This is a genomic window from Nonomuraea sp. NPDC026600 (assembly GCF_040638335.1).
In the GTDB taxonomy this organism is placed as follows: domain Bacteria; phylum Actinomycetota; class Actinomycetes; order Streptosporangiales; family Streptosporangiaceae; genus Nonomuraea.
Map to the genome: position 1 here is coordinate 508289 of NZ_JBEZYD010000005.1, position 15415 is coordinate 523703.

Annotated in this window: 14 protein-coding genes; 9 read left to right on the top strand and 5 right to left on the bottom strand. The window is 69.7% G+C overall.

Annotation, left to right across the window (positions count from 1 at the left end):
* The first annotated feature begins 238 nt into the window (after window positions 1-238).
* Window positions 239-1177, top strand: coding sequence for an anti-sigma factor RsbA family regulatory protein (locus tag AB0F17_RS15410; protein WP_358022216.1), 939 nt, complete (start codon window positions 239-241; stop codon window positions 1175-1177).
* Between the two features lie 38 nt (window positions 1178-1215).
* Here the strand turns inward: AB0F17_RS15410 and AB0F17_RS15415 are convergent, their stop codons facing one another.
* Entirely contained in the window at window positions 1216-2196 is a 981-nt protein-coding gene (locus tag AB0F17_RS15415) for an aldo/keto reductase (RefSeq protein WP_358022219.1), read from the bottom strand.
* A gap of 239 nt (window positions 2197-2435) precedes the next feature.
* On the opposite strand from AB0F17_RS15415, the gene AB0F17_RS15420 reads away from it, so the two are divergent.
* A complete protein-coding gene (locus AB0F17_RS15420) occupies window positions 2436-3065 on the top strand; it encodes a DUF998 domain-containing protein (protein ID WP_358022222.1) in 630 nt (209 codons plus the stop codon).
* On the opposite strand, the gene AB0F17_RS15425 is transcribed toward AB0F17_RS15420, so the two are convergent.
* Entirely contained in the window at window positions 3026-3184 is a 159-nt protein-coding gene (locus tag AB0F17_RS15425) for a hypothetical protein (RefSeq protein ID WP_358022225.1), read from the bottom strand. The genes AB0F17_RS15420 and AB0F17_RS15425 overlap by 40 nt on opposite strands.
* Window positions 3185-3320: 136 nt before the next feature.
* On the opposite strand from AB0F17_RS15425, the gene AB0F17_RS15430 reads away from it, so the two are divergent.
* From AB0F17_RS15430 to AB0F17_RS15460, 7 genes are all read left to right on the top strand, one after another.
* Window positions 3321-3803, top strand: a complete 483-nt coding sequence (locus tag AB0F17_RS15430) for a universal stress protein (protein WP_358022228.1) — start codon at window positions 3321-3323, stop codon at window positions 3801-3803.
* 66 nt (window positions 3804-3869) lie between these two features.
* Window positions 3870-5258: an APC family permease gene (locus tag AB0F17_RS15435; protein ID WP_358022231.1), complete on the top strand. Its 1389-nt coding sequence runs from the start codon at window positions 3870-3872 to the stop codon at window positions 5256-5258.
* Window positions 5259-5500: 242 nt separating this feature from the next.
* A complete protein-coding gene (locus AB0F17_RS15440; protein WP_358022234.1) occupies window positions 5501-6727 on the top strand; it encodes a methionine--tRNA ligase in 1227 nt (408 codons plus the stop codon).
* A 57-nt stretch (window positions 6728-6784) separates the two neighbouring features.
* A complete protein-coding gene (locus AB0F17_RS15445; RefSeq protein ID WP_358022237.1) occupies window positions 6785-7762 on the top strand; it encodes a phosphotriesterase-related protein in 978 nt (325 codons plus the stop codon).
* 41 nt (window positions 7763-7803) lie between these two features.
* The gene (locus AB0F17_RS15450; RefSeq protein ID WP_214637228.1) at window positions 7804-8190 is read left to right on the top strand and encodes an STAS domain-containing protein; all 387 of its coding nucleotides are present in this window, start codon (window positions 7804-7806) and stop codon (window positions 8188-8190) included.
* Window positions 8191-8200: 10 nt separating this feature from the next.
* Window positions 8201-9094: a sigma-70 family RNA polymerase sigma factor gene (locus tag AB0F17_RS15455; protein WP_358022240.1), complete on the top strand. Its 894-nt coding sequence runs from the start codon at window positions 8201-8203 to the stop codon at window positions 9092-9094.
* Between the two features lie 133 nt (window positions 9095-9227).
* Window positions 9228-9686, top strand: a complete 459-nt coding sequence (locus tag AB0F17_RS15460) for a hypothetical protein (protein WP_358022243.1) — start codon at window positions 9228-9230, stop codon at window positions 9684-9686.
* A 448-nt stretch (window positions 9687-10134) separates the two neighbouring features.
* Here the strand turns inward: AB0F17_RS15460 and AB0F17_RS15465 are convergent, their stop codons facing one another.
* From AB0F17_RS15465 to AB0F17_RS15475, 3 genes are all read right to left on the bottom strand, one after another.
* Window positions 10135-11286: a hypothetical protein gene (locus AB0F17_RS15465; RefSeq protein WP_358022246.1), complete on the bottom strand. Its 1152-nt coding sequence runs from the start codon at window positions 11284-11286 to the stop codon at window positions 10135-10137.
* A gap of 130 nt (window positions 11287-11416) precedes the next feature.
* Complete coding sequence (locus AB0F17_RS15470; RefSeq protein ID WP_358022249.1) at window positions 11417-14182, bottom strand: Tex family protein; 2766 nt, start codon at window positions 14180-14182, stop codon at window positions 11417-11419.
* Window positions 14183-14209: 27 nt separating this feature from the next.
* Window positions 14210-15373 carry an amidohydrolase gene (locus AB0F17_RS15475; RefSeq protein ID WP_358022252.1) on the bottom strand — a complete coding sequence of 388 codons (1164 nt, stop codon included), beginning with the start codon at window positions 15371-15373 and terminating at the stop codon, window positions 14210-14212.
* Window positions 15374-15415 lie beyond the last annotated feature (42 nt).

A 15415-nucleotide genomic window follows, 5' to 3' on the forward strand; every position in this document is an offset into this window, starting at 1 on the left:
GTATGAACTAGAGGGCTCCCAGCTGGGGCCAGCCCGGTACGTTCGTCGTCACGGTGCTGCCCCACGCCGAGCGGAACCTGCTTCAGAACGGGAGGGGTCGGCCGGAGGGCGTACGCAGATCGAGGGGGAGCGGCCGGGGGGAGGGCTTCGTGGGCCGCACGATCTGGAGTTTCTTCATAACACCTGGATACCCAACGGATTGCCGTAAAGACCTCATCGCGAGGTAGCTTGAAGTGTGATGGTGGCTGACCCGTTCGTGCACCCGGCACTCTTCTACCGAGGAGATCGGGAGTATGTGGCGGCCACCACGGCTTTTGTCCGTGAAGGGCTTAGTTCGGGAGAGCCTGTCGCCGTCGCCGTCCCGCCCAAAAATCTCGCCTTGATCCAGGCCGATCTGGGGCCCGACGCCGACGAGGTGCTCCTGCTCGACATGACCAGCGCGGGGCGCAACCCGGGACGCATCATCCCCGCCGTGCTCCACGAGTTCGCCGACCGCCACCCCGGCGGTCATGTACGGATCATCGGCGAGCCCATCTGGCCGGGCCGCACCGTGACGGAATATCCGGCCTGCGCCCAGCACGAGGCCCTGATCAACTACGCGTTCACCGGTCGCCACGTCACGATCCTGTGCCCCTACGACCTCGACGGGCTCGACCCCGGGGTCATCCGCGAGGCCGAGCTGACCCATCCCGTGCTCCGCGACGGCTCCGGCGAGTGGCACAGCGGTGACTACGCGCCCCAGAAGGTCGTCGACGGGCACAACCAGCCGCTGGGCGAGCCCGCCGACTTCATCTCGCTCCGCTTCGACCACACCAACCTGGCCGCCGCGCGTGGCCTGGCCGCCAGGCGGGCCGCCGACCTCGGGTTCAGCCGCGCCAAGCTCGACGACATCCGTCTGACGGTCGCCGAGCTCGGCGCCAACAGCCTCGATCACGGCGGCGGCTCCGGGCTCATCAGGATCTGGGTCGAAGCCGACCGGCTGGTGTGCGAGATCAGCGACACCGGCCACATCATCGACCCGCTGGCCGGGCGGATGCCGGTCGATCCGCGTACGCCCGGCTCACGCGGCCTGCTGATCGTCAACCTGCTCAGCGACCTGGTCCGCGTTCACACGCGAGCCGGCACCACCGTGATCAGGGCGTACTTCGACCTGCCCGGCTCACTAGCCGATCGCTGACCCGCCTGGCTCACGGGTCGATCGCTGACCTGCCCGGCTCACGACTCGATCGCTGACATGTCCGGATAGCGGGAGCCGCGTACGGCGTCAGCCGGTACAGCCCGCGCCAGCTCGGCCAGCTGCTCGGCGGTCAGCGTGACCGAGGCGGCCGCGGCGTTCTCCGCCAGATACTTCAGCCGCTTGGTGCCCGGGATGGGCACGATGTCGTCGCCCTGGGCCAGCAGCCAGGCCAGGGAGAGCTGCGCGCCGGTGATCCCGGCCGCCGCGGCGATCCGCAGGACCTCGGCGGTGAGCCGGGCGTTGTGCTCGGCGTTCTCACCCGAGTTGCGGGGCAGCCACTTGCGGAAGTCGTCGTCGGGCAACTGGTCGGCGGGCGCGACCGTGCCGGTGAGGAAGCCGCGGCTGATCGGCGAGTACGCCACCAGCGCGATGCCCAGCTCGCGGGCCGCGGGCAGGATCTTGCCCTCGATGTCCCTGGTGAACAGCGAATACTCGCTCTGCAGGGCGGCGATCGGGTGTGTGGCCGCGGCCTTGCGCAGCGTCTCGGCGCCTACCTCCGACAGGCCCAGGTGCCTGACCTTGCCCTGCCGTACGAGCTCGGCCATCGCGCCGACCGACTCCTCGATCGGCACCTGGGGGTTGCGGCGGTGCATGTAGTAGAGGTCGATGTGGTCGACGCCGAGTCGCTGGAGGGAGGCGTCGCAGGCGGCCCTGATGTACTCGGGGGTGTTGTCGATGGAGCGGCTGTCGCCCTCGCGCCTGATGCCGAACTTGGTGGCCAGCACCACCTGGTCGCGGCGGTCCTTGATGGCCCGGCCGACGAGCTCCTCGTTGTGCCCACTGCCGTACATATCGGCTGTGTCAAGAAAATTCACGCCAAGCTCTAGCGCGCGGTGAATGACGGCTATCGACTCATTTTCGTTTCCTTGGCCGTAAAACTCAGACATGCCCATGCAGCCGAGTCCGAGGGCGGAGACCTGCGGGCCGCCGGTGCCGAGAGTGCGCTTGTCCATATCCATCCTCTGAAGGCCTGTTTCCGGGTAGAGCTACAGACTGGCCCTTAGAGCGCGCTCTAAGTCAAATCGGCTACCGCCGGCGGTACCTACCCTGAGGAGGCCAACCCCACCAAGGGGTGGTTTCCCGCAGGTCAGCGGTCATCCACCCGAAGTGCTACGACCAAGGTATTAAGGGGTCGTTCAGGGCCCGTTCGGGTCGATCTCCGATACTCCGGAAGCCCGTATTCCACGAGCTTTGAAGCATGAAGGCATTGCTTCTCAGCGGATTCGCGGCCATCGGCACCGGGGCCGGCGCCATGCTCACCTTGCACGCCGAGTCGGGTCTCGACCCGCTGCACAGCGTGATCAGCGAGTACGCCTTCCAGCCCCTGGGATGGCTGCTGCCGACCTCGCTGACGCTCTTCGCGTTCGGCTCGGCACTGATCGCCGAGTCGCTGCGCCGGGCCGGTGCGAGCCTCTGGGTCGTCCTGCTGCTGCTGGCGTGGGGCGGGAGCATGTTCCTGATCGGCGCCTTTCCCACGGACCGCCCGGGAGTGCCGCTTTCGCTGTCGGGAGGCATCCATAGGTATGCCGCCTTCGCCGCTTTCCTGGTGATGCCGGCCGCGGGGATGCTGCTGGCCAACGCGCGGGTCCGGTACGCCAGGGCCGTGCGGGTCCTGAGCGCGGTGGCGCTGGGCGCGCTGCTGCTCGTCGTGGTCCCCTACGTCGTGCGGATGTTCGGCATCCCGCTGTCCAACGACCAGATCCCCGCCGGGCTCACCCAGCGGCTGGTGGTCATCACCGAGGTCGGGGTGCTCGCCCTGGCCGGGCTGTCCCTGCTCAAGCCCTCGATTCAGCGTTCCCAGGGTGGCGTGTCGCCCGTCTTGGCGTAGTACTCGGCCAGGTGCGACCTGATCCGATCGAGGTCGCCCTTCGGCACGTCGACCCCGCCCCTGGCACCGTCGACGACCGCGGCGGCGGAGATCACGGCCCGCGGGACGACCTTCAGCACGCGTTTGTCGGCCGCCGCCGCGTCTCATTCGCGGTCACGGTCGGCCAGAGGCAGGTCTGTGAATCGAGTGACTGTCATATTCGCTGGCTACCCGGCTCGTGGGCGTGAAACGGCTCGCTCAGGAAAGAGCTCGGCTATGGAAGCAGCTGAAACGACCATTCTGATCGCGTACGACGGCTCGGACGACGCCAAGGCGGCGATCGCCTTCGCGGGCACGCTGCTGGCCGGCCGGCGCGCCGTTGTGCTGACCGTGTGGGAACGCCTGGGGATGGCCTCGGTGCGGGCGTCGGCCGGGTTGATGATGCCCATCGATGATTCGCCCGTCGAGGACGAGGCCGTCGGACAGGCCATGAGGCAGCTCGCCGAGCAGGGCGCGGAGCTGGCCAGGAAGGCGGGGTTCGACGCCACGCCGCGTTGCGAGCCGGACGCGCTCGCCGTGTGGTCGGCCATTGTGGAGGTGGCGGACGAGATCGGGGCCACGCTGATCGTCACCGGGACGCGGGGGCTGGGCGGGGTGAAGTCACTGCTGCTCGGGAGCACGTCCGACCGGGTGCTGCACCACGCGCACCGGCCGGTGCTGGTGGTGCCCGCACCGGACAAGCCTGACCAGCCGGATTAGCTCGCGGCTCTTTTGTCGGCGCCGTGGTGCATAGTGGCTGCCAGCCGGTGGAACGGGGAGGGCGGGGTGGAGCTGTCACGGCGTCTCGGCACCGCCGACGCGGTGGTCGTGGGGCTGAGCGCGATGATCGGCGCCGGGGTGTTCGCCGCCTTCGCGCCCGCCGCGGCGGCCGCAGGTACGTGGCTGCTCGCCGCACTCGCCCTCGCCGCCGTCGTCGCCTACTGCAACGCGACCTCCTCCGCACGCCTCGCCGCCCTCTATCCCGAGTCGGGCGGCACCTACGTCTACGGCAGGCGGCGGCTCGGCCCGGTCTGGGGCTACCTCGCGGGCTGGGGCTTCACCATCGGCAAGACCGCCTCCTGCGCGGCGATGGCGCTGACCTTCGGCTCGTACGTGGCGCCCGGCCTCGCCAGGCCCCTGGCCATCGCCGCCGTGGTGGCACTGACCGCGCTCAACCTGTTCGGCGTTCAGCGCTCGGCCATGGCGGCCCGGGTGATGGTGGCGTTCGTGCTGGCGGTCCTGGTCGCGGTGGTCGCCATCGGGCTGCTGAACGGCCCTGACGCCTCCTCGGCGACCGGCTCCGAGGTCGGTGCCCTCTCGGCGGACGATCTGCCGTCGAACGCGCGCATCGTCGACAAGGACCAGAGGATCGACCTCTCTCCCGAGGGGCTCGCCGCACTCATCCCCGAGTCCGACGAGGTCGCCCGGTTCTACGCGATCGCGGTGCAGGTCGCCGAGGCGTACCACCCCACCCCGTGGGATGTTCTCCAGGGCGCGGGCCTGCTGTTCTTCGCCTTCGCCGGGTATGCCAGGATCGCCACGCTCGGCGAGGAGGTCCGCGACCCGGCACACACCATCCCCCGCGCCATCACCGCCGCCCTGGCCGTCACGCTGGTGGTCTACGCCCTGGTCGCCGTCACCGCGCTGTACGTGCTGGATCCCATGTCGCTCGGCGCGTCCGAAGCCCCGCTCGCCGACGTGGCCACCGCGTCCGGCGCGCCCTGGTTACGGCCGGTGGTCGGTGCGGGCGCGGCGGTGGCGGCGCTCGGGGCGCTGCTGGCCCTCCTTCTCGGCGTCTCCCGCACCGTCCTCGCCATGGCCCGCCGGCACGACCTCCCCGAGCCCCTGGCCGAGGTCCATTCCGCGACCGAGGTCCCCCGCCGGGCCGAGCTGGCCGTGGGCGTGGCGGTGGTCGGGTTGCTGCTGGTGGCGGACCTGCGCGGGGCGATCGGCTTCTCGTCGTTCGGCGTCCTGGTCTATTACGCCATCGCCAACGCCTGCGCGCTCACCCTCGGGCCGGACGAGGGCGCCCCGCCCAAGGCCGTACCGGCGCTCGGACTGGCCCTCTGCCTGCTGCTGGCGGCGACCCTGCCGCTGACGTCCGTGCTCGCGGGCCTCGCCGTCTTCGCGGTCGGCCTGATCATCTGGAAGATCCGCCATCGCGGGCCTCCGTGACGCCGGGTGCCTCGCGGGCTCCGTTCATGGGCCGCCACGTCGCTCGGCGGCGCGGCCGGCATCGGCGGCACCGTGGGGCCGGTGATTTACGAGTGCGCCGGTTTCATCCGCAACGCTACGATGAGCGCATGACGACGCGACTGGTGATGATGGCCCCGTAGGGGCTTCCACCGACGACGTCTTGTTCGAGGCCCTGCGACCGGGGCCTCGCATCGTGTCCGGGGCTCCTCGGGAGACACACGATGTACATCACGACCACCATCCCTTATGTCAACGCCCGCCCGCATCTGGGGCACGCCCTGGAGATCGTGCAGGGTGACGTGCTGGCCCGGCACTACCGGCGGCGCGGCGAGCCCGTACGCTTCCAGACCGGCACCGACGACAACTCACTGAAGAACGTGCTGGCCGCCGAGGCGGAGGGCGTCCCGGTGCGGGAGCTCGTCGATCGGAACGCGGCCGCCTTCGAGGGGCTGCGAGAGTCGTACGACCTGTCCTTCGACTCGTTCATCCGGACGAGCCATCATCCGGGGCATCGCCCGGGAGTCGAGCGGATCTGGCGGACGATCGACGGCGACCTCTACCAGCGGCACTACGAGGGGCTTTACTGCGTCGGCTGCGAACAGTTCTGCATCGAGGGGCCCTGTCCCGAGCACGAGGCGCCGTTGCAGCGGGTCTCGGAGAAGAACTGGTTCTTCCGCCTGTCGCGTTACCAGGACGCGTTACTGGACCTCATCCGCGGCGGGCGGCTCAGGATCGAGCCGGCCGCGCGGCGGAACGAGGTACTGGCGTTCATCGAGGCCGGGCTGGCCGACATCAGCGTCTCGCGCTCCGCGGACCGGGCCCGCGGCTGGGGCATACCGGTGCCGGGGGACCCTTCCCAGGTGGTGTACGTGTGGTGGGACGCCCTGGCCAACTACGTCACCGCGCTGGACGGCGGCGACTACGACCGCTGGTGGGTGGCGGAGCCGCGCAAGGTCCACCTGATGGGCAAGGGCGTGATCCGCTTCCACGCGGTGTACTGGCCCGCGATGCTGCTCGCGGCGGGACTGCCGCTGCCTGCCGAGATCTTCGTCCACGACTACCTGACCGTCGGCGGGCGCAAGATCAGCAAGTCGTCGGGAACGTCCGCGGTCGCCGTTGACGCGGTCGCCGGACGTACCCTCGTCGAAGCCTGTGAGAGCGCGCCGGGACGGGTGCACGAGGCGCTGGAGGGCTTCGACTTCCGCCGCGCCGCCGCCGCGGTCTGGACGATCGTCGAGGAGGCGAACAAGTACGTCGAACGGGTCAAGCCGTGGCGGCAGGAGCCCGGCGACAGGGAGACCTCGCTGGCGACGCTCGTGTACGCGTGCCGGGTGCTGGCCGGACAACTGGCGCCGTTCCTGCCCACGGGGGCGGCGCGCGTGGCGGCGGCGGTGAGCGGGGAACGGCTGGCCGACCCCGAGCCGTTGTTCCCGCGGCTGGCCGGTTGACGGGGGGTAGGCGGCGGCCTAGGTTGGCGGCACCGACCAGCCGGTATGGAGGCGCGCATGCCCACCGTCAACACCGTTCGCGGCCCCGTCGACGTCGATGAGCTCGGTCAGACCCTGATGCACGAACACGTCTTCGTCCTCTCCACCGAATACCTGGACAACTACGGCAAAGGTGACTGGTGGGACGAGGAGTTCCGGGTCGCGGACGCGATCACGAAGCTCAACGCGGCGGCGGCGAAGGGCGTGCGGACGATCGTGGACCCGACGGTGTGGGGGATCGGACGGTACATCCCCCGTATCCAGCGCATCGCCGCCGAAGTGCCGGACCTGCACATCATCGCCGCGACCGGCATGTACAGCTTCGACGAGCTGCCGCACCAGTACGAGTTCCGCGGTCCCGGCCTGCTCCTGGACATACCCGATCCGATGATCGACGACTTCGTGCGGGACATCACCGAGGGCATCGCCGACACCGGGGTCAAGGCGGCGTTCCTCAAGTGCGTGGTCGAGCAGAAGGGCCTGACGCCCGGGGTCGAGCGGATCTGCCGGGCCGTCGCGCAGGCTCACGTACGCACCGGTGCGCCGATCACCGTCCACACGAACTCCGTCACGCAGAGCGGGGCGATAGCGCTCGACTTCTTCGCCAAGGAGGGCGTGGACCTGACGAAGGTCGTCGTCGGGCACGCGGGCGACACCAACGATCTCGACTACCTGATGCGTCTGGCCGACACGGGCGCCACGCTGGGTATGGATAGATTCGGGCTGGATGTCTACAATTCGACCTCCGAGCGAGTGGCCACCATCGCCGCCCTCTGCCAGCGGGGATACGCTGATCGCATGGTCCTCAGCCATGACGCCGGGTGCTTTTATGACTACTTTGGGACGGCTTGGGATGAGGCGCTGAGCACGATGGCGCCCAACTGGCGCTACGATCACATCCACGACGAGGTCTTGGCCGCACTCCTGGACTCGGGTGTGACCGGCGATCAGATCGAGCAGATGCTGGTGTCCAACCCGAGACGCTACTTCTCGTAAAGTGGCGACATCGGACAAGCAATGCGGGTAGGTGGAACTGGGTGGCTTCGGAGCAGGCCTTGTCGATCAGCCTCGGGCTCCAGGGACCGTGTGTCATCGCCAGGCTAACGGGGGATTTCGACTTCGGCTCCGCGGCCGAGGTGCGCGATCGCGTCACCAAGGCGCTGGATCTGACCCAGCCACCCCTACTCGTCATCGACATGCAGGCGGTCAGCGTCTGCGATTCTTCGGGCCTTTCCGTGCTCGTTTATCTGCACAAGGCGGTGACCGCGTCCGGCGGCCGGTTGCTCCTTTCCGGGCTTAACGGCAGGTGTAAGCATCTGTTCGCCATCACCGCGCTCGACAAGTTCTTCGATATCCGCACCACCGCCGAACTCGCGATAGCAGAACTCAACGAACCGGGGAGTTCGCCGCCGTTTACCGGGTAGTCGCCGTGGTATGTCGGCCGAAGAGCCCGACCTGCTCGGCATGTACCTGGAGCAGATCGGAAAGACACCTTTGCTCTCCGCCGCGGACGAAGTGGACCTGGCACGACGGATCGAGGCGGGGCTCTATTCGGGCTACCTGATCGGCCGTGGCCAGGGCACTCCGGAGCTCGAATGCGTCCGCCGCGAGGGGCAGCGCGCCAAGGACCTGCTCATCAGGTCCAATCTCCGGCTGGTGGTGGCCGCCGCCAGACGCTACGCCTTCCGTGGGCTTCCGCTCCTCGACGTCATCCAGGAGGGCAATCTCGGGTTGATCAGGGCTGTGCAGAAGTTCGACTACAAACGCGGCTACAAGTTCTCCACGTACGGGATGTGGTGGATCCGCCAGGCCATCGAACGCGGCATCCACGACAAGAGCCGCACCGTACGGCTGCCCACGCACGTCGCCGAAGAGCTGTCGCGGCTGACCAGGATCGCCGGGCAACTCGCCGTCGACCTGGGACGCGAACCACGCGACGGCGAACTCGCCAAGGCCGCCGAACGCTCACTCGGCCGAGTCGCCGCGCTGCGGCGACTCGCCCAGGAGACGGTCAGCCTGGACGTGCCCGTCGGCGAGAACGGCGAGGGCAACATCGGCGACATGATCGCCGACGAGGACGGTCTCCAGGCGCAGGAGGTCATGGAGCGCCGCGCGCTCAACGCCGATCTGCACCAGGTGCTCACCTCACTCCCGCCGCGAGAGGCTTTCATCCTCAGACTCCGGTACGGCCTGGCCGACCAGGAAACGTGGACCTATACCGAAATCGCGGAACGCCTCGGGCTCACCAGAGAGCGCATCAGGCAACTGGAGAAACAGGCGTTGAAACGCCTGCGACAGGGGAGTCGTTTGCTCTCTTGGGCTTCCTAATGCCACATAACGGGGTAATAGGGATGTGGTCGGACAACCAATTGACTCCGCCGTTTTCCTGACAGTTAATCGGGAGCCTGACGTCGCTTTCAACAGGGGGAAGCGGCAGCACGTCGTTGCTTATGGGGGCAACATGGTCAAGGGTCTCGTCGGCACGCTCTTATCCGTCACCTCGGCGGTGGCCGTGGTCGCGGTGCCGTCCGCCGCGAACGCCGCGGCTCCGTCTCCCGCTCTCGCGGTGGTGGCCGCGAACACGCCAACCACCCTTTCCAACACCGCCAAGCCGCATCTGATCAAGTACAAGATCTACTGGGGCCGGTGCAAGGACACCTGCCGCGTCAAGGTGCGGATCACCAACGTCTCCCGGACGACCCTCTACACCGTCAGCCTGAACGCCCGGCTCAAGGTCAACGGCAAGAAGGTCGGGTCGTGCTACGACTACGTCGGCACCATCCGGGCCAAGCACTCCCGCTGGGGAGGATGCACTGTCAGGACTCGTACGCTCTCGAACATGTGGAACCGGTGGCTCGACGGCGAGATCCGCTTCGACCGTGACGTCAGCACGGTCGTCCACTACGAGTATTACCGCTGACCAGGACGCCAGGGGCCGTGTCCGGTCCGGCTCCTGGCCGTCAGGAGGTGACCATCAGGGCGAGGCCGATGAGGACCACAACCGGGACTAGCCAGACCACGGCCTCGGCGGCGAACTCCTTGTACATTTCGTAGATCTCCCTTGAGACGCCCGTGCGGGGGCGGCGGTAAATCGTTCATTGCGCAGCATAGCCGCCCCTACCCACGACTCCGTCCCATTTCCTGGTTGCTCGGTCGGCCGCCTTCGCCCGGTCCAACGCCTGCTTTCGGCCGCTTTCAAGTGTTCTGCCGGCTGCTTTTGACCGTTCCACCAGGCGTCTTCAGCGGCTGCACCGCCCGCTGTCGGCCACCGCACCGGCAGTCTTTGGCAGCTTCCGCTTCTCCACCGCCGTCGTCGGCCGCTGAGGGGCGGCTGCGACCCGGGCCGTTGAGGACGCGGCCTGCCGACGTCAGTGATCGTTCTGGGCCATGCGCTTGCGGAGGCCCGCGAGTGAGTCGTCCGCCATCAGCGTGGGCAGGCGCGGCGCGTCGGTCTCGATCTGCCGGAGCACCTCAGGGTCGCCGCCGTGGAAGCGGCTCCAGGCGCGGACCACGTCGGGCATGGCCGAGAGGGCCGCCTCGGTCAGGATCGCCTCGCGCGGCAACCACGAGGTGAGGAACCGCGAGACCCGGGCCGGACTCCACCACAGGGGCCGATCACCCACGAACTCGACAAGCTTCCCGAACGCCTCCTGCGCTCCGGGCAGATCGGGCAGATCCAGGAACCGGGACGCGGTGTCGTCGGGTGCCTGGCGTACCGGATCGGGGACGGTCCGCGCGCGGGCGAGCGCCAGCGGGCGGACGGCGGGCAGGCTCTCGGCGATCGGCGCCCCCATGACGAGGTCCGTCATCTCGAACGCGTCCAGCACCCGCCCCGCGGCCACCGCCGGATCCGCCGGTCGCAGGTCCAGGTCGTCGAGGAACTTCGGCTCCTCGATCACCGCATCGACCGCCAGACCGCCGTTGACCTGGTCGATGCCGACGATCAGGACATGCGGCTCCTTGCCGTCGGGGTAGCGGAACCGCAGCGCGGCCAGGGCCTGCTCGCCGTAGCGGTCGGCCTTGCCGTACCACGCCTGCTCACACACGACCTGCCCCATCCGCCCGACCCACTCGGGCAGCCCGCGCACGGCTTCCTTCCCGGCTTCCCGCAGGATCTCTTGAAGGCTCTTGCTTCCTGGCTCCTGCGTGGTCGGGTGTCCGGTCTGCGGATCCGTGCCCGCGTACGAGCCGGTGCCGCTGGCTACGGTGTTGCCCGTTGCCCGAGCGCTATCGTCGGATGCCGGTTCGGTAGGGGGTGCGGCCGCTGCTTCGGCGTTGGTGCCGTCGTAGCGTGCCTCGTCGTCGTCCAGGGCTGCGGTTTCCACGACGGCCAGGGCGGCGAGTGTGAGGCGTGCCTCTGGGCTGCCGGCTTCGGTCAGCTGCTGTACGAGCGGCCGGACCTCCGTTGGGCGCAGTGTCGCCGTGAGCCGGGCCGCCCAGAGCTCTGTGCGCAGTGGTGAGCGCCACCTGAGCAGGTCTCGGGCCTGGGTGATCGCCGTGGTAAACGCAGTTGTGCTCACCATCCGACCGTATCGCCCCCGCGGGCACGGCTGCCTCGCCGAAGTTCCGCCTGCAGCGGACCATCTGACGGGTGAAGCCAGCGGTCGGCCGGTGCGTTAGTTGCCCAACGCACCGGCCGAGGGCCGGGAGTTACTTGTCGTCGCCGGTCAGGCCGGCCTTTCGGAGGGCTTCGGCCATGGCGCCTGAGGGGGCCGGGCGGCGGGCACCGCCGCCGCGCTGGCCGCCTTCCCCGCGACCCCGCTGACCACCGTCGCCGCGCTGAGCGCCGTCGCCCCTACCGCGCTGGCCGCCATCACCGCGACCGCCATCACCGCGACCGCCGCCACCTCGTGCGGCGTCGCCGCGTCCGCCGGAACCGCCTCGTGCGCCGTCTCCTCGACCGCCGTCTCCACGTCCACCGGCGCCGCGACCGCTGTCGCCGCGACTGTCACCACGTGTGCCGCCGCCAGAGGCGCCGCTTCCGGGGGCGCCGCCTCCGCGGCTCGCGTCGGCGCGGCCGCCGGATCCGCGACCGCCGTCTCCAGCACCGGCCGCTCCACGGCCCGCCGCGCCATGGCTACCGTCTCCAGCACCAGCCGCGCCGCGGCTACCGTCTCCAACTGTGCCGCGGTTGCCGTCTCCGGCCGTGCCACGGCCTGCGCCACCGGGTCCGCGGTTGCCCTCTCCGCCTGGGCCGAGACCGCCGCCGCCCGGGCCGCGGTTGCCGTCGGCTGGGCCGCGGCCGGAGCTGCGGGAGGGGCGGCCTTCGGGGGTGGTCTCGTCGTCCAGGCGCAAGGTCAGGGAGATGCGCTTGCGGGGGATGTCGACCTCTAGGACCTTGACGCGGACGATGTCGCCGGGCTTGGCGACATCGCGGGGATTTGTCACGTAATTTCGGGACATGGCGGAGACGTGGACCAGGCCGTCCTGGTGTACGCCGACATCCACGAACGCGCCGAACGCCGCCACGTTCGTCACCACGCCCTCCAGGATCATGCCGGGCAGCAGGTCGGAGAGCTTCTCCACGCCCTCCTTGAAGGTCGCGGTCTTGAACGCGGGCCGTGGGTCACGGCCGGGCTTCTCGAGTTCGCGCAGGATGTCGGTGACCGTCGGCAGGCCGAACTTGTCGTCCGTGAACTCCTGCGGCTTGATCGCCCGCAGCGAAGCCGTGTTGCCGATCAGCGTCTTGAGGTCGGTCTGGACCGAGCCGAGGATGCGCCGGACCACCGGGTAGGCCTCGGGGTGCACGCTGGAGGCGTCGAGTGGGTCGTCGCCGCCCGCGATGCGCAGGAAGCCCGCGCACTGTTCGAACGCCTTGGGCCCGAGGCGGGCCACGTCCTTCAGGGCCGAGCGGGTCTTGAAGGGACCGTTGGTGTCGCGGTGGCGCACGATGCTCTCGGCCAGCGTGGAGCCGATGCCCGACACGCGCGTGAGCAGCGGCGGGGAGGCGGTGTTGACGTCGACGCCCACGGCGTTGACACAGTCTTCGACCACCGCGTCGAGGGAGCGGGACAGCTTGGTCTCGGCGAGGTCGTGCTGATACTGGCCGACGCCGATCGACTTGGGGTCGATCTTGACCAGCTCGGCCAGCGGGTCCTGGAGGCGGCGCGCGATGGAGACGGCGCCCCGGATCGACACGTCGAGGTCGGGCAGCTCCGCGGAGGCGTAGGCCGAGGCGGAGTAGACGGACGCGCCCGCCTCCGACACCACGATCTTGGTCACTGACGGCATGTGCTGGACCAGCTCGCCGGCCAGTTTGTCGGTCTCGCGGGAGGCGGTGCCGTTGCCGATCGCGATCAGCTCGACGCCGTGCTTCTGCGCGAGCGCGCCCAGGACGGCCAGCGACTGGTCCCACTGCCGCTTGGGCTCGTGCGGGTAGATGGTGGCGGTGTCGACGACCTTGCCGGTGGCGTCGACCACGGCCACCTTGACGCCGGTGCGCAGCCCGGGGTCGAGGCCCATGGTCGTGCGGGTGCCGGCGGGCGCGGCCAGCAGCAGGTCGCGCAGGTTGGTGGCGAACACCCGCACGGCCTCGTCCTCGGCCGCCTGCCAGAGCCGCATGCGGATGTCGATGCCCAGATGCACGAGGATGCGGGTGCGCCAGGCCCAGCGCACGGTCTCGTTGAGCCAGCGGTCGGCCGGGCGGCCCTGGTCGGAGACGCTGAAGCGGGAGGCGATGCGCATCTCGTATTCGGGGCTGTCGTCGGGCTCCAGCGTGACGGAGAGGATCTCCTCCTTCTCGCCCCTGAACATGGCCAGGATCCGGTGCGAGGGCAGTTTGGTGAACGGCTCCCCGAACTCGAAGTAGTCGGAGAACTTCGCCCCCGCCTCCTCCTTGCCCTCACGGACCTTGGCGAGCAGCCGGCCACGGCCCCAGAGCTGCTCGCGCAGCCCGCCGATGAGGTCTGCGTCCTCGGCGAAGCGCTCGATGAGGATCGCCCGCGCGCCCTCCAGGGCGGCCGCGGCGTCGGCGACGCCCTCGGTGAGGAACGTCTCGGCCAGCGCGGCGGGGTCGTGGGAGGGATCGGCGAGCAACTGGTCGGCCAGTGGCTCCAGGCCCTGCTCGCGGGCGATCTGCGCCTTGGTGCGCCGCTTGGGCTTGTAGGGGAGGTAGATGTCCTCCAGGCGGGCCTTGGTGTCGGCCGCCATGATCTGGGCGCGCAGCTCGTCGTCGAGCTTGCCCTGGGACTCGATCGACTCCAGGATCGCCGCCCTGCGCTCCTCCAGCTCGCGCAGGTAGCGCAGCCGCTCTTCGAGCGTGCGCAACTGGGCGTCGTCGAGGGCGCCGGTGACCTCCTTGCGGTAGCGGGCGATGAACGGCACCGTCGCGCCGCCGTCGAGCAGCTCGACCGCCGACAGCACCTGCCCGTCGCGTACGCCGAGCTCTTCCGCGATCCGCTGGTGAATAGAGAGCACTTGCCTGCCTTTCGATGGTCCCGCCGGTCAATTGTGCAGGACTGCGCCGTCTTTCATGACCAGAGTGCGCGCCGGGTGAACGACCACGGCCTCGGCCGGACCGCTCGCGGGGACGACGACGAGGTCGGCCCGGTCACCGGCGGCCAGGCCGTAGGCGTCGAGGCCGAGCACGCGGGCGCCGCCGTAGGTCGCCGCCTCCAGCGCGAGCTCGATGTCCTCGTCTCCGCGGAACGTGCTGCGGTAGGCCACGTGCATGGCGCGTTCGAGCATGTCGCCGCTGCCGTAGGGGCCCCACAGGTCGCGGATGCCGTCGTGGCCGCACGCGACCGTGACGCCCGCGGTCCGCAGCTTCTTGATCGGTGGTACGGGGAAGCTGTAGACGGCGGCCGTCACCAGCGCCACACCGGCCTCGGCGAAGCCTTGGGCCAGGCGGTCCTGGTAGGCGTCGTCGAGCTGGCCCAGCGCGTAGGCGTGGCTGACCGTCACCCTGCCCGCCAGGCCGAGCACCTTGGTGCGCTCGGTGATGAGCTCCAGCTCCCAGGCGCCGAGCGAGCCGCCGTCGTGGAGGTGGATGTCGAGCTGCGCGCCATAGCGCTCCGCCAGCCCGAAGATGACGTCGAGGTGGCGCACCGGGTCGCGGTCGATGCCCGCCGGGTCGAGGCCGCCGACCGCCTCGACGCCGCTCTTGAGCGCCGCTTCGAGCAGCTCGGCCGTGCCGGGGTTGGTGAGCACGCCGTGCTGCGGGAAGGCGACCTGGCGCACGTCGACGGGGGAGCCCGCCGCCGCCTCCCGGACGGCCTCCACACCGCGCAGGCCGACCAGCGGGTCGATGTCGGTGTGGGTGCGGACGTGGGTGGTGCCGTAGGCGCTCATCCGGGCCAGCAGCGCGGCGACGCGTTCGACGCTCGGCACGCCGAGATCGGCGCGGCGGCCCAGGTCGTTGCCGATGCGGCCGGCCAGCGTGTCGTCGGCGGAGTGGGGCACCCAGGGCCCGCCGTAGAGGGTCTTGTCGAGGTGGCAGTGCGCCTCGACGAGGCCGGGCAGCACGAGGCCGCCGGTGATGTCGAACGAGCGCGCCCCGGGCGCGTCGATCCCGGCCGCGACCCGCTCGATCCGGCCGGCGCGGACGAGGATGTCGGCGGGTGCGTCGCGACCCCACGGCCGCCCGCCGCGGAGGAGCACGTCGGTCATGCCCAGCACCCTAAACGGCGGCACCGACGTTTCCGAGCTTCC